The following is a 14274-nucleotide window of genomic DNA, read 5'->3' as shown; positions in this document are numbered from 1 at the left end:
TGAAGCAGGATGAGCCAGGACGTCCAGACACCGGACCGTCGCCGAGCCCCCGACTCGGCGGCCGGAAGGGGACGCAAGCGCGTCCGCACCCGCGGGCAGCGCATCAGACGGGGTGTCCTGCTGACACTCCTGGTCCTGCTGCTCGTCGCGGGCGGCGCCGGCTGGTGGGCGTACAGCCACCTCAACGGCAACATCGACAGCGTCGACCTGGACCAGGCGATCGGTACGGACAACCGTCCGGCGAAGGTCCCGGACAGCGGTCAGAACATTCTCGTCCTGGGCTCCGACTCCCGCGACGGTGCCAACGGCGAACTCGACCACGGCGATGTCAGCGGCTCCCGCTCGGACACCAACATGCTGGTGCACATACCCGAGGGCCGTAAGAAGGCCACCGCGATCAGCATCCCCCGCGACACCCTCGTCAACCGTCCCGACTGCAAGGACGAGAAGGGCAAGACGGTCCCCGGGGCCAAGCGCGTCATGATGAACAGCGTCATCGGGACCGCCGGCCCGGCCTGTGTCGTCAAGACCGTCGAGCAGATGTCCGGCATCCGCGTCGACCACCTGGTCAAGGTGGAGTTCGCCGGCTTCAAGGAGCTGGTGGACGCGCTCGGCGGCGTGACCGTCACCCTCGACAAGCCGATCAAGGGCGGCCTGAACCTGGACGCCGGCACGCACCGCCTGAACGGCACCGACTCCCTCAAGTTCGTTCGCACCCGCCACGGTTACGGCGACGGCAGCGACCTCGGACGCATCGACCTCCAGCAGAAGTTCATGCTGGCCATGCTGTCCGAGGTGAAGAACCAGGACGCCCTCGGCAACCCGGCGCGGCTCTACAAGCTCGCCGACGCCGGCACCAAGGCGCTGACCACCGACTCCGAACTCGGCTCCCTCAAGGGCCTGTCGGACTTCGCCCAGAGCATGAAGGGCGTGGATCCCGACACCATGGAGACGATCATGCTGCCGGTCGCCTACGACAAGGTGGACCCCAACCGCGTGATCGCCGCCGAGCCGCAGGCCGGGCAGCTGTGGGAGGCCGTGCGCAACGACAAGCCGGTCCCCGCCGCGGCGAAGAAGTCCCCGGCCACCGGCGGCTGACGGCTCCTCGACACCGCGGCACCGACTCCACGTCACGGGGCCGGTCACGGACGGCCCTTTGGCCCCCGTGACCGGCCCCGACGTCATGACCGGGCTACGAGATCGCGCCGTCCCCGAGCACCACCCGCCAGTCGGAGCTCGCGTGCCACTGCCCCGGCGGGTACTCGAACCGCACCTCACCGAGGAGTACGAAGCCCGCCGCACGGCAGACCGCGTTGGACGCCGCATGGTCGACGGCCGGGAAGGCGTGCAGGTGGCGGCGGGTGCCGTGGACACCCGCGTGGGCGACGAGCGCTCGCGCCGCCCCGGCCGCGAGCCCCCGGCCCTGGAACTCGGGGAGGATCCCCCAGCCGGTCTCGTAGACCTCCTCCCCCTGCCAGACCCGCTCCCAGAAACCGACGCTGCCCACGCTCTGCCCGTCGGCGACGACCCGGAACATCCGGCCGGCCCCGGGCTCCCCGGCGCTCAGCGCCAGGTAGCGCCGGTGGCGGTCCTCCAGCTTGGCCCGCGACTCCGGCCCGCCGAGGTGCCCGGTCATGGCCGGCTCGTTCTTGCGGAGCAGCAGCCAGAAGTCGTCTTCCGACCAAGGCTCCAGTACCGCGGTGCTCTTCTCCATGCCTTCACCGTAGAAGGAGCTCAGCGGCCCTCACGCGCCGGGTTCGGGGTCATGCCCTCGCCCCGGCCCAGCCGGCTGTGCTGCTTCCCGTAGAGGAAGTAGACGAAGAAGCCGATGACCATCCAGATGCCGAAGCGCAGCCAGGTCTCCGCGGGCAGGTTGAGCATCAGCCAGACCGACGCGGCGATCGACACGACGGGCACGACCGGTACCCACGGGGTACGGAAGGCGCGGTGCAGGTCGGGGCGGGTGCGGCGCAGGACCATCACGCCGAGTGCCACGACGACGAAGGCGAAGAGCGTGCCGATGTTCACCAGGGTGGCCAGCTCGTTGATGCTGGTGAATCCGGCGACGATCGCGATGATCACACCGAGCAGGATCGTCGGCCGGTAGGGCGTTCGGAACTTCGGGTGGGTCCGCGAGAAGAACCGCGGCAGCAGTCCGTCCCGGCTCATCGCGAAGAACACGCGGGTCTGGCCCAGCAGCAGGATCATGCACACGGTGGTCAGGCCCACGGCCGCGCCGAAGCTGATGATGCCTCCGTAGACCGGATGGCCGGCGGATTTGAAGGCGTCGGCCAGCGGGGCGCTGGTGGAGAGGTCCTTGTAGTTCTGCATGCCGGTCACCACGATCGAGACCGCCACGTAGAGCACGGTGCAGATGACCAGCGAGCCGAGGATGCCGCGCGGCATGTCCTTCTGCGGCAGCTTGGTCTCCTCGGCGGCGGTGGCCACCACGTCGAAGCCGATGAAGGCGAAGAAGACCACGGAGGCGGCGGTGAAGATGCCCATGACGCCGAAGTTGGTGGGCTCGTAGCCGAAGATCAGCTGCACGAGGGGGGCGTCCAGTCCGGAGCCGCCCTCCTGGGGCTTGGCCGGCGGGATGAACGGCGTGTAGTTGGACTTCGTGATGAAGAACAGGCCCGCGATGATCACGATGAGCACCACGGTGACCTTGATCGCTACGACGACCCCGGTGATCCGCGCGGAGAGCTTCACCCCGACGACCAGGATCGCGGTCAGCACCAGGACCAGGACGAAGGCGAGCAGGTCGAAGGTGCCGCCCTGCACATCCGGCCCCTGGAGCGAGGCCGGCAGGTGGACGCCCACGTTGTCCATGAGCGAGCGTACGTACCCCGACCAGCCGACCGCGACGACCGCCGTGCCGAGCGCGAACTCCAGCACCAGGTCCCAGCCGATGATCCAGGCGGGCAGCTCGCCGATCGAGGCGTACGAGAAGGTGTACGCGGATCCGGCCACCGGCACGGTCGAGGCGAACTCGGCGTAGCACAGGGCGGCGAGCGCGCACACGATTCCGGCGGCGACGAACGCCAGGGCGGTGGCCGGTCCGGCGGTCTCCTTGGCGACCTTGCCGGTGAGGACGAAGATGCCGGTGCCGATGATGACGCCGACGCCGAAGACGGTCAGGTCCCAGGCCGAGAGCGACTTCTTGAGCGCGTGTTCCGGCTCCTCGGTGTCGAGGATGGACTGCTCGACCGATTTCGTGCGGAAGGGGCTGTTCAGATTCCTGCTCACCGACGCACCTCCCAGAAGAGACCGCATCGAAACGAGACGGGCCGGAAGGCCCACCCATCAAGGGTGACCCTTCCGGCCCGTGCCGTGCAACCGCAGATGATCAGCCGCCGGGCAGCGGCCGTCAGTCGACGGTGGCGGCCGGCTCGCTGTCGTAGCGCCCGTCCAGCTTGGCCACCAGGCCGGTGACCTGCCGTGCGATGTCCGGGGCGGTCAGGCCGATCTCGGCCATGACCTCCTTGCGCGTGGCGTGGTCCAGGAACCGCTGCGGAATGCCGAAGTCGCGCAGCGGCACGTCGACACCCGCGTCCCGCAGGGCCTGCGCGACGGCGGAGCCCACGCCGCCGGCGCGGCTGTTGTCCTCGACGGTGACGACCACGCGGTGGCGGTCGGCGAGCGGGGCCAGGGCCTCGTCCACCGGCTTGACCCAGCGGGGGTCGACCACGGTCGTGGAGATGCCCTGCTTGTCGAGGAGATCGGCGATCTCCAGGCACATCGGGGCGAGCGCGCCGACCGAGACGAGCAGTACGTCCGGACGGGTGACCTCGTCGGCCGGACGGCGCAGCACGTCCATGCCGCCGATCCTGCCGAGGGCCGGGACGGCCGGGCCGACGACGCCCTTGGAGAAGCGCACGACGGTCGGGGCGTCCTTGACCAGGACGGCCTCGTTCAGCTGGGCCCGCAGCTGCTCCGCGTCGCGCGGGGCGGCCAGGCGCAGACCCGGGACGACCTGGAGGATGGACATGTCCCACATGCCGTTGTGGGAGGCGCCGTCCGTGCCGGTGACGCCGGCCCGGTCCAGGACGAAGGTGACTCCGCACCTGTGCAGGGCCACGTCCATCAGGACCTGGTCGAAGGCGCGGTTGAGGAAGGTCGCGTACACCGCGAAGACCGGGTGGGCGCCGCCGGTGGCCAGGCCCGCCGCCGAGGTGGCGCCGTGCTGCTCGGCGATGCCCACGTCGAAGATCCGGTCCGGGTAGGCGTCCGCGAACTTCTTGAGGCCGACGGGCTGGAGCATGGCCGCGGTGATGGCGACGATGTCCTTGCGGTCCCTGCCGAGCTTGACCATCTCGTCGGCGAAGACGGAGGTCCAGCTCGCGGCGTCGGTGCTGACGGGCAGGCCCGTGTCCGGGTGGATGACGCCGACCGCGTGGAAGCGGTCCGCCTCGTCCTGGACGGCCGGCTCGTAGCCCCGGCCCTTCTGGGTGAGGCAGTGCACGATGACCGGGCCGCTGAAGCGCTTGGCGCGCTGCAGGGCCGACTCCAGGGCCTCGATGTCGTGCCCGTCGATGGGCCCGATGTACTTCAGGCCCAGGTCCTCGAACATGCCCTGCGGCGCGATGAAGTCCTTGAGGCCCTTCTTGGCACCGTGCAGGGTCTCGTAGAGCGGCTTCCCGACGACCGGGGTGCGCTCCAGCAGGTCCTTGCCGCGGGCCAGGAAGCGTTCGTAGCCGTCCGTGGTGCGCAGGGTGGCCAGGTGGTTGGCGAGGCCGCCGATGGTGGGGCCGTACGAGCGCTCGTTGTCGTTGACGACGATCACCAGGGGACGGTCCTTGGCGGCGGCGATGTTGTTCAGCGCCTCCCAGGCCATGCCTCCGGTGAGGGCCCCGTCACCGATGACCGCGGCGACGTGGTGGTCCTCCCTGCCGAGCACCTCGTTGGCCTTGGCGATGCCGTCCGCCCAGCCCAGCACGGTGGAGGCGTGCGAGTTCTCGATCACGTCGTGCGCGGACTCCGCGCGCGAGGGGTAGCCCGACAGGCCGCCCTTCGTGCGCAGGCCGCCGAAGTCCTGGCGGCCGGTGAGCAGCTTGTGCACGTAGGCCTGGTGCCCGGTGTCGAAGAGGACCTTGTCCTTGGGCGAGTCGAAGACCCGGTGCAGGGCGATCGTCAGCTCCACCACACCGAGGTTGGGGCCGAGGTGCCCGCCGGTCTTGGAGACGGCGTCGACGAGGAAGGACCTGATCTCGGCGGCGAGCTGGTCGAGCTCCTCCTGGCTGAGCCGGTCCAGATCGCGCGGTCCCTTGATGCGGGTCAGCAGCACCCGTGCCTCCTTGCAGTTGCTTGCTGGTCTGTCGAGTCTAATGTTCCGCTCGCGGCGGGCATCATCGGGCGGCCCCGGTCGGGTCACACCTTTGTCATACCTGTACACACCGGTACGAGGTCACACCCATCAAACGGGCGTATACCCGTACAGGCGTACCTGCATCTCTACGCACAGGTGCCCGGCACCACACGGAGTGGCACCGGGCACTGTGACGGTTCTTACCGCCGGATCATGCTCCGAGCGCGCCGATCAGGCGCGCCCGGCCGTCTTCTGCGTCTTGCGGGTGACCGAGTCGATCACCACGGTGGCGAGCAGTACGGCGCCAGTGATCATGTACTGGATCGGCGTCGCGATTCCCTCCAGGGCCAGACCGTACTGGATGGAGGTGATGACCATGACGCCGAGGAGGGCGTTCCAGGTCCGGCCGCGGCCGCCGAAGAGGCTGGTGCCGCCGATGACGGCCGCCGCGATCACGTTCATCAGGAGGTCGCCGGCGCCGGCGCTCTGGTTCGCCGCCGCGATCTTGGAGGCCCAGAAGAGGCCGCCGATGGCCGCGAAGGTGCCGGCGATCGCGAAGACCGTGATCCGGACCCGGTTGACGTTGATGCCGGCGCGCCGGGAGGCCTCGACGCTGCCGCCGAGCGCGAAGACCTGGCGGCCGAAGCTGGTGCGCCGCAGGACGAAGTCCGTGGCGACCAGGGCCAGCAGGAAGAGCACGACCGCGAGCGGCAGGCCCTTGTACTGGTTGAACACGACGGCGGGACCGAAGGTGAACACCGCGAGGAGCGCGGTGCGCAGCACGATCTCACCGACCGGGCGGGAGGGGACCCCGGCGGCCTCGCGGCGCCGCGCGTCGAAGAACGTGCCGAGGAAGTACCCGGCCACCGCGAGGGCGGCGAGCCCGTAGCCGACGGCCACGTCCGAGAAGAAGTACGTGGTCAGCTTCCCGACCACGCCGTCGGAGTCGAGGTTGATCGTGCCGTTGCTGCCGAGGATCTGCAGCATGGCGCCGGACCAGAAGAGCAGGCCCGAAAGGGTGACGGCGAAGGCCGGGGCGCCGATCTTGGCGAAGAAGAAGCCGTGGATGGAGCCGATCAGGGCGCCGCCGGCGACCGCCGCGAGGATGGCCAGCCATTCGTTGACGCCGTGGGTGACCGCGAGGACGGCGACGATCGCGCCCGAGACGCCACTGACCGAGCCGACCGAGAGGTCGATCTCGCCGAGCAGCAGGACGAAGATGATGCCGACCGCGATCATGCCGGTGGCCGTCATCGTGATCGCGATGTTGGTGAGGTTCTCGGGGCCGAGGAAGTTCGAGTTCAGGCTCTGGAAGATGCTCCAGATGATGATCAGGCCGAGGACGACGGGGACGGAACCCAGGTCGCCGGACTTGAGCTTGCGGCCGAACTCGTTCACGTACCCGGAGAGCCCCTGCTCGCGCACGAGCAGCCGGGGGTCCACGGCCGGGATGGCGTCGTGGGCGGCGGCCGGGTTGACGGGGTCTATGTGCTGGGTGCTCACTTGCGGGCCTCCCCTGTGCGGGCCGCCCGGCGGGTCACGGCGTTGTCCGTGGCCCCGGTGATGGCGGAGATGATCTCTTCCTGCGACGTGTCCTTCACGGAGAAGACTCCGTTGTTGCGGCCCAGCCGCAGGACGGCGACCTTGTCGGCCACGGCCTTCACATCGGCCATGTTGTGGCTGATGAGGATGACGGCGTGACCGCGCTCACGCAGCCGCTCGACCAGGTCGAGGACCTGTGCGGTCTGCTCGACGCCGAGGGCGGCGGTGGGTTCGTCGAGGATGACGAGCTTGGGCTCGCCCAGCATCGAGCGGGCGATCGCCACGGTCTGGCGCTGGCCGCCGGAGAGCGAGGCGATGGGAATGCGGACGCTCGGAATCCGGATGGACAGCGTGGTCAGGAGCTCGCGGGCGCGCCGCTCCATCTCCACCTCGTCGAGGACTCCGCGCCGCTTCAGCTCGCGGCCCAGGAAGAGGTTGCCGACGACATCGATGTTGTCGCACAGCGCGAGGTCCTGGTAGACCGTCGCGATGCCCAGGTTCTGGGCGTCATGGGGCTTGGTGATCGTGACCGGGCGGCCCTCCCACTCGATGACTCCGTCATCGATGGGGTGCACGCCGGCGATCGTCTTGACCAGCGTGGACTTACCGGCGCCGTTGTCGCCGACGAGGGCGACCACCTCGCCGGAGTGGATCTCGAGTTCTACGTCGGTGAGGGCCTGAACGGCGCCGAACCGCTTCGAGACCCCTCGCAACGCCAGTACGGGCGCAGCGGACACATGAACCATCTCCTTGCCGCCTGACCGGCGGGGATGTCGTGCAAAAGAGCAGGACCACGGGGGTATTGGGAAGAATCGTTTCTGTCCGGCGCCCCGCCAGTGGCGGGATGTGGAGGCGGGAGCGCCGGACAGGAATGAGGGGGCCGCTTCGGTGGACCGAGCGGCCGGGGGGGGCCTACTTCAGGCCGATGGCGGCGCAGGCGGCCGCGTACTTGTCCGTGCAGATCTCGTCGGCCGAGTAGACGTTGTCCCGGATGACGGTGTCCTTGACGTTCGCCTTGGTCAGCGAGACGACCGGGATCAGCAGGGACGGAACCTGCTTGGTGGTGGGGCTGTCGACCTTGGCGGTGGCGACGGTGGCGATCGAGTCACCCTTGGCGAGGGCGACGGCCATCTTCGCGGCGGCCTCGGCCTCGGGGGCGTACGGCTTGTAGACGCTCATGAACTGCTCGCCCGCGACGATCCGCTGCACACCGGCGAGTTCGGCGTCCTGGCCGGTGACCGGCGGCAGGGGGGAGACGCCGGCCGCCTTGAGGGCGGTGATGATGCCTCCGGCCATGCCGTCATTGGCGGAGTAGACGCCGACGACCTTGTCCTTGCCGAGCGCCGAGAGCGCGGCCGCCATGTTGGTGTTGGCGTTCTCCGGCTTCCACTCGACCGTGTCGTACTCCTTGCCGATGTTCACCTTGCCGTCGAGGACGGAGTGCGCACCGGACTTGAAGAGCTTGGCGTTCGGGTCGGTGACGGACCCGTTCATCATGACGATCTGGCCGTCCTTGGCCTTGTCGCCCAGGGCCTCCAGGAGCGCCTTGCCCTGGACCTTGCCGACCTCTTCGTTGTCGAAGGAGGTGTACGCGTCGATCGGGCCCTCGGCCAGACGGTCGTAGGCCACGACGGGGATGCCCGCCTCCTTGGCCTTCTTGACCGAGCCGGCGATGGCCTTGGAGTCCACCGCGTCGATGATCAGGACGTTCACCTTGTTGGTGATCATCGTGTCGACCTGCGAGTTCTGCGTGGTCGCGTCCTGCTTGGCGTTGGCGTAGACGACCTCGCCCTTGCCCGCGGTGAGATCGGCGACGGCCTTCTCGATGAGCGGCTTGTCGAACTTCTCGTAACGCGCCGTCTGGTTCTCCGGCAGGAGCAGACCGACCTTGATCGCGTTGCCCTTGACGGTGGCGGTGGAGTCCTTCTTGTCCCCGGACTCCTTCGCACTGCCGCAAGCGGCGAGCGAGACGGCCATGGCACCGGCGGCAACGGCTACGGCGGCTCTGCGCATCTGCGTGTTCATTACTTGAACCTCCCTGACGAGGCCGCAACGCTGCGGCCGAGGTGGATGTGAGTCAACCCCGGCCGCAAGTTTGCCGTCAAGGAGTGAATCCTTAACGAGATGACAACGGTGCCATCCGTTATCTAACTGAAGACAAGACGGCTGGTGCTCGCACTCCACTGCCATTTTCCGTCAAAAGCGTCGAATCGCCCATCTCACTCAGCACGAGGGCCAGTGCTCCCAGCACCTCGGCGCGCCCGCCCAGCGACCCCGTCAGGACCGACAACTGCCGGGCCGCGCTGGGGATCGCGTACCTCCCCACGGATTCACGGATGGGGGCCAGCACCAGTTCACCCGCGTCGGCGAGCGAGCCGCCCAGGACCACCCGGCTCGGGTTCAGGAGGTTGCACAGGCTGGCCACACCGCTGCCGATGTGACGGCCCACGTCCGTGATGACCCGGCGGCAGCCGGGGTCCCCGCCCCGGGCCAGCTCGACCACCCGCTCCATCGTCAACTCCGGCCCGTGGCTGCTCTGCAGGAGCGGCAGCACGTACCGGGCGGCGGCGAAGGTCTCCAGGCAGCCGCGGTTGCCGCAGCGGCAGACCGGACCCGATTCGTCCAGGGTGATGTGCCCGATCTCGCCGGCGGTGCCGCCGGGTCCCCGGTAGATCTGACCGTTGATCACGAGCCCGGCGCCCACCCCGCTGGCGACCTTGATGTACGCGAGGTCCTTTACTCCCCGGCCGCTCCCCCAAACGAGTTCCCCGAGGGCTCCGAGGTTCGCGTCGTTGTCCACGTACACGGGCACGCCGAGGCGCTGGGAGAGCTCGCGCCGCGGGTTGATCCCGGCCCAGCCCGGCAGGATCGCGGTGGACCCGAGGGTGCCGGACTCCACGTCGATGGGACCGGGGACGCCGAGCCCCACGCCGATGACCTTGTCGCGGCTGACCCCTGTCCCCGCGACGAGCCGTCCGACCAGGGCTTCCGCCCGGTCGAAGCCGTCCACCCAGGAGGCGTCCACGTCCAGCGGCTCGGCCTCCTCGGCCAGCACCTGGTGGGCGAGGTTGCCGACGGCCACCCGCAGGTGGGTGTGGCCGAAGTCGACGCCGATCACGATGCCCGCGTCACCGCTGAGCGAGACGCTGCGCGCCCGCCGGCCACCGGCCGAGGTGTCCGTGACCTCGACGGTCCCGGCCTCCTTGAGCTCGCGGACGATGTTGGAGACCGTGGCCGCCGACAGTCCGGTGGTCCGGGCGATCTCCGCCTGGGTCAGCGAACCCGCGAGCCGCACCGCCCGTACGACGCGCTCCAGATTCGCGCGATGCAGTGAAGACTGCGATCCGGGAGTCTGCACGACTCATCCACTCCTGCCCATAAGCAACGGCAAGCCGTCGCCCCCCGGCCAGGGTCGTCAGCGGCTGCATGCTCCGAGACCCCGGCGTCTCTCCAACTTGTGAACCTTAAGTCGAGCCTTTGCGCATCCAGACGTCAAGAGGCCGACGCAGTACGAATCGGCCACTACCGGTCATAAGTATGAGAGAAACCTCCATCCTCATCGTGCTACGGTCGCCGTGGCGCTGGTCTTCGCGGCCTTCAACGGGCTCGCACAACCGGACCGGGCGCCCTCTGCAATGACAGCGCTACGCAAGGAGGTGTTCGGGATGAGTCCCGATCGAAGTCCTTGCAGCGCTCTCCTCGGCTGAGCCTTCTGAGCTTCCGGCCTCTCTTCGAGTGTGCACGGCCGCGACCCCGTGTCGCCCCCGCGCGTTCCTGCATTCATCTTCGTAGCCCCTTCCGCACGCCCTGACACTTCGGTCGGGCGCGCGTCATCCATGCCCATCGGCGTACCCCGTGGCCGCACGTGCCGCCCTGCGCCGACCCATGATCACTCCACGTGACCGTGCGGCTTCGCGCTGCCCGGACACCGTGGAGGGAGGTTTTCGTCATGGCCATGCTCACCCCCCGTACCCCCACGAAGCTCGCACCCCCGGGCCGGGCCCGCCGCGAGCGCAAGGCCGCGGAGCTGGAGGCCCGTACCCGGACCGTCGGCGAGCGGCTCGCCGGGTTCAGCGCCCGCCCGGGCGTCCGGGTCCTCCAGGACGTGGACGCTTCCCGCAACGGGCTCACCCACGCCGAGGCCGCGCTGCGTCTGGAGCGGCACGGCTCCAACGTGATCGCCCAGGAGCGCGCCCCGCGCTGGTACGTCCAGCTGGCGAAGGCGTACTGGAACCCCTTCATCGCGGTCCTGGTGTTCCTGGCCGCCGTCATGTACTGGCAGGAGCCCGGCGACCCGGGCGTCATCATCCTCTCGGTGATGGTCGGGATCAGCGGACTGCTCCGCTTCTGGCAGGAGTACCGCTCGGGCCGGGCCGCCGACGCCCTGAAGCAGCTCGTCACCACCACCTGCGCGGTCCAGCGCCGGGCCGGCAGCGGCTCGGGTGCCACCACCTTCGAGATCCCGATGGACCAGGTGGTCCCCGGTGACGTGGTCAAGCTGGCCGCGGGCGACCTGATCCCGGCCGACCTGCGGCTGATCACCGCCAAGGACCTGATGGTCAGCCAGGCCGCCCTGTCCGGCGAGTCCCTGCCTGTCGCCAAGGCCGACACCCGGACGGACGACCTCGGCCAGTTCGGGACCACCGACCCCGTCGAAGCCGACAACATCTGCCTGATGGGCACCTCGGTGACCTCCGGTACCGCGACCGGAGTCGTCGTCGCCACGGGCTCCGGCACCTACTTCGGCTCGATGGCCGGCTCCCTGGTCGGCGAGCGCCCGGAGACCAACTTCGACACCGGCGTGCGCAAGGTCAGCTTCCTGCTGATCCGCTTCATGCTGGTGATGGTCCCCGTCGTCTTCATGATCAACGGCTTCACCAAGGGCGACTGGGAGGCGGCCTTCCTCCTCGGCATCGCCGTGGCCGTGGGCCTGACCCCCGAGATGCTGCCGATGGTGGTCTCGGCCAACCTGGCGCGGGGCGCGGTCGCCATGTCCAAGCGCAAGGTGGTCGTCAAGCGGCTCAACGCGATCCAGAACCTGGGCGCGATGGACGTGCTCTGCACGGACAAGACCGGCACCCTCACCGAGGACCGGATCGTCCTGGACCGCTACCTGGACGTGCACGGCGACGACGACAACGAGGTCCTGGAGTACGGCTACCTCAACTCGCACTTCCAGACCGGTCTGAAGAACCTGATGGACCAGGCGGTCATCGACCGCGTGGACGAGGCCGAGGAGGTTGTCGTCGATGCCCGGTTCTCGATGGTCGACGAGATCCCCTTCGACTTCGCCCGGCGCCGGATGTCCGTGGTCCTCAACCGCAACGGCATCGTGGGCGGCCCCGGCCGCTCCGAGCACGTAATGATCACCAAGGGTGCGGTGGAGGAAGTCCTCGCCCTGTGCACCCACATGACGGACCGCGGCCGGAAGGTCGAGCTGACCGAACAGCTGCGGTGGCACGTCACCCGCATCGCCGAGGACAACAACCGCGAGGGCCTGCGCGTCCTGGCCGTCGCCACCCGCACGATGAGCAGCCCGCGCGACACCTACTCGGTCGCCGACGAGGACGGGCTGACCCTGGTCGGCTTCCTCGCCTTCCTCGACCCGCCGAAGGCCGACGCCGCGCGGGCCCTGCAGGGCCTCGCCGACAAGGGCATCGCGGTGAAGGTGGTGACCGGCGACAACGAGCTCGTCGCCGCCCGGGTCTGCGCCGACGTCGGCCTCACCGTGGGCCACGTCGTCGGCGGCACCGAGATCGACGCCCTCGACGACGCGGCACTGCGCGACCTGGCCGCCCGTACGACGGTCTTCGCCAAGGTCAACCCGGTCCAGAAGGCCCGGATCGTACGGGCCCTGCAGGCCGACGGCCACACGGTCGGCTTCCTGGGGGACGGCATCAACGACGCGGCGGCGCTGCGCGACGCGGACGTCGGCATCTCGGTCGACACCGCCGTCGACATCGCCAAGGAGTCCGCCGACATCATCCTGCTGGAGAAGGACCTGACCGTCCTGGAGCAGGGCGTGATCCAGGGCCGGACCACCTTCGGCAACACGATCAAGTACATCAAGATGACGGCCAGCTCCAACTTCGGCAACGTCTTCTCCGTGCTGGTGGCGAGCGCCTTCATCCCCTTCCAGCCGATGCTCGCGATCATGCTGCTGGTCCAGAACCTGGTCTACGACATCGCCCAGCTGGCCACGCCGTGGGACCGGATGGACGAGGAGTACCTGCGCAAGCCCCGCAACTGGGACGCCCGGGGCATCGGCCGCTTCATGCTCTGCATCGGCCCGATCAGCTCGATCTTCGACATCGCGATGTTCGTCATCATGTGGAACGTCTTCGCGGCCAACACCGAGGCGCACCAGGCGCTCTTCCAGTCCGGCTGGTTCATCGAGGGCCTGCTCTCGCAGACCCTGATCGTCCACATGATCCGTACCCGCAAGATCCCCTTCATCCAGTCGCGGGCGTCCTGGCCGGTGATGGTGATGACCGTCCTCGCGGTGCTGACCGGGCTCTTCCTGCCCTTCTCCCCGCTGGCCGCCTCGCTGGGCTTCGTGCCCCTGCCGGTGAGCTACTTCCCGTGGCTGATCGGCGTGCTGCTGGCGTACTGCACGCTCACGCAGCTGCTGAAGACCGTGTACATCCGCAAGTTCGGCACCTGGCTCTAGGAGCCCCGCACCAAGGAAGGGAGAGGGCCGATGATGCTCACCGAATGGGAGATGGCCGGGCACCTGGCCGCGGCGCTCGGATTCGGGGCGGCGATCGGCCTGGAACGGCAGTGGCGGGCCCGGATGGCGGGCCTGCGGACCAACGCCCTGGTGGCGGGCGGCGCCGCGCTCTTCGTACTGCTCTCGCAGTACGGTTTCATGAGCGAGGTCTCGGAGGTCCAGTACGACGGCTCGCGGGTCGCCGCCCAGATCGTCTCGGGGATCGGCTTCCTCGGCGCCGGCGTGATCATGCGTGACGGGCTGAGCGTCCGGGGTCTGAACACGGCCGCCACCCTGTGGTGTTCGGCGGCGGTGGGCTGCCTCGCCGGCACCGGTATGTTCGTCCTGGCGGCCTTCGGCACGGTGGGCGTGGTGGGAGCCAACCTCCTGCTGCGCCCGCTGGGCCGGCGCATGGACCGCGAGCCGGGGGGCGGGGCCGAAGTGGCCACCGACTTCCACTTCGAGGCCGTGTGCCTGGAGGCGGAGGAGGCCCACATCCGCCACCGGCTCGTCGACGCGCTCGGCCGGCCGGGCTACCAGCTGCGCTCGATCCGCAGCCAGGACGGTCCGGAGGCCGGCCTGGTGACGGTGTCCGCGCTGCTGACCGCCGAGGGCGAGGGGGGCCGGATGCTGGAGGAAGCGGTCAGCAACCTCTCCCTGGACCCCTCCGTCTCGGCGGTCAGTTGGTCGGTCGTGCCCGACCCGTCCGCCTGAC

General features: G+C 69.2%; 10 protein-coding genes. 3 read left to right on the top strand and 7 right to left on the bottom strand.

From position 1 onward, the window contains the following. Positions 1 to 9: 9 nt before the first annotated feature. Positions 10 to 1098, top strand: coding sequence for an LCP family protein (locus OG389_RS29010; RefSeq protein WP_328301393.1), 1089 nt, complete (start codon positions 10 to 12; stop codon positions 1096 to 1098). A 94-nt stretch (positions 1099 to 1192) separates the two neighbouring features. On the opposite strand, the gene OG389_RS29005 is transcribed toward OG389_RS29010, so the two are convergent. The 7 genes from OG389_RS29005 to OG389_RS28975 form a co-directional block, all read right to left on the bottom strand. Next, a complete protein-coding gene (locus OG389_RS29005) occupies positions 1193 to 1714 on the bottom strand; it encodes a GNAT family N-acetyltransferase (protein ID WP_328301392.1) in 522 nt (173 codons plus the stop codon). Between the two features lie 20 nt (positions 1715 to 1734). Continuing rightward, the gene (locus tag OG389_RS29000; RefSeq protein WP_328301390.1) at positions 1735 to 3249 is read right to left on the bottom strand and encodes an amino acid permease; all 1515 of its coding nucleotides are present in this window, start codon (positions 3247 to 3249) and stop codon (positions 1735 to 1737) included. A 121-nt stretch (positions 3250 to 3370) separates the two neighbouring features. Continuing rightward, positions 3371 to 5287, bottom strand: coding sequence for a 1-deoxy-D-xylulose-5-phosphate synthase (gene dxs, locus OG389_RS28995; RefSeq protein WP_328301389.1), 1917 nt, complete (start codon positions 5285 to 5287; stop codon positions 3371 to 3373). A 252-nt stretch (positions 5288 to 5539) separates the two neighbouring features. Then, positions 5540 to 6811 (bottom strand): sugar ABC transporter permease, encoded by a 1272-nt coding sequence (locus tag OG389_RS28990; RefSeq protein WP_328301388.1) that lies wholly within the window; start codon positions 6809 to 6811, stop codon positions 5540 to 5542. Next, complete coding sequence (locus OG389_RS28985) at positions 6808 to 7596, bottom strand: ATP-binding cassette domain-containing protein (RefSeq protein WP_328301387.1); 789 nt, start codon at positions 7594 to 7596, stop codon at positions 6808 to 6810. Before OG389_RS28985 ends, OG389_RS28990 begins: the two co-directional genes overlap by 4 nt. A 166-nt stretch (positions 7597 to 7762) precedes the next feature. Next, entirely contained in the window at positions 7763 to 8875 is a 1113-nt protein-coding gene (locus tag OG389_RS28980; protein ID WP_328301386.1) for a sugar ABC transporter substrate-binding protein, read from the bottom strand. 118 nt (positions 8876 to 8993) lie between these two features. Next, entirely contained in the window at positions 8994 to 10208 is a 1215-nt protein-coding gene (locus OG389_RS28975) for an ROK family transcriptional regulator (protein WP_328301384.1), read from the bottom strand. 591 nt (positions 10209 to 10799) lie between these two features. On the opposite strand from OG389_RS28975, the gene mgtA reads away from it, so the two are divergent. Both mgtA and OG389_RS28965 read left to right on the top strand, forming a co-directional pair. Beyond that, positions 10800 to 13520, top strand: a complete 2721-nt coding sequence (mgtA, locus tag OG389_RS28970; protein WP_328301383.1) for a magnesium-translocating P-type ATPase — start codon at positions 10800 to 10802, stop codon at positions 13518 to 13520. Between the two features lie 30 nt (positions 13521 to 13550). After that, positions 13551 to 14273 (top strand): MgtC/SapB family protein, encoded by a 723-nt coding sequence (locus OG389_RS28965; RefSeq protein WP_328301381.1) that lies wholly within the window; start codon positions 13551 to 13553, stop codon positions 14271 to 14273. The last annotated feature ends 1 nt before the right edge of the window (position 14274 follow it).

Source organism: Streptomyces sp. NBC_00435 (assembly GCF_036014235.1).
In the GTDB taxonomy this organism is placed as follows: Bacteria; Actinomycetota; Actinomycetes; order Streptomycetales; family Streptomycetaceae; genus Streptomyces.
Note: the sequence above shows the minus strand (reverse complement) of the source record. Positions and strands in the feature narration are given on the sequence as shown.

What these genes read in the sequence shown, in the direction of transcription:
- OG389_RS28985 (WP_328301387.1), bottom strand. Translation starts at nt 7,596, where the DNA reads ATGGTTCATGTGTCCGCTGCGCCCGTACTGGCGTTGCGAGGGGTCTCG.
- OG389_RS29005 (WP_328301392.1), bottom strand. Translation starts at nt 1,714, where the DNA reads ATGGAGAAGAGCACCGCGGTACTGGAGCCTTGGTCGGAAGACGACTTC.
- OG389_RS28965 (WP_328301381.1), top strand. Translation starts at nt 13,551, where the DNA reads ATGATGCTCACCGAATGGGAGATGGCCGGGCACCTGGCCGCGGCGCTC.
- mgtA (WP_328301383.1), top strand. Translation starts at nt 10,800, where the DNA reads ATGGCCATGCTCACCCCCCGTACCCCCACGAAGCTCGCACCCCCGGGC.
- OG389_RS29010 (WP_328301393.1), top strand. Translation starts at nt 10, where the DNA reads ATGAGCCAGGACGTCCAGACACCGGACCGTCGCCGAGCCCCCGACTCG.
- OG389_RS28980 (WP_328301386.1), bottom strand. Translation starts at nt 8,875, where the DNA reads ATGAACACGCAGATGCGCAGAGCCGCCGTAGCCGTTGCCGCCGGTGCC.